Raw genomic sequence first — 238 nt, forward strand, 5'->3', positions numbered from 1 at the left:
GATTTACCGTCAAAAGCTGCGGCGATGGTACGTGAAAACGTCATTGCTCAGTTGGCTAATTTGCAAACTCATCCATCGGTGCGCCTGGCGCTCGAAGAGGGGCGGATCGCCCTCCACGGCTGGGTCTACGACATTGAAAGCGGCAGCATCGCAGCTTTTGACGGCGGAACCCGCCAGTTTGTGCCAGTGGCCGCTAATCCTCGCGTTTGTGCCATACCGCTACGCCAACCGACCGCAG

Annotated in this window: 1 pseudogene; it reads left to right on the forward strand. The window is 58.4% G+C overall.

The features are described 5' to 3' along the window. Window positions 1–238: pseudogene (cynT, locus tag R2R70_RS23020) on the forward strand (carbonic anhydrase CynT); the annotation flags it as partial.

The organism is Cobetia sp. SIMBA_158 (assembly GCF_046566945.1).
GTDB classification, from domain to species: Bacteria; Pseudomonadota; Gammaproteobacteria; order Pseudomonadales; family Halomonadaceae; genus Cobetia; species Cobetia amphilecti.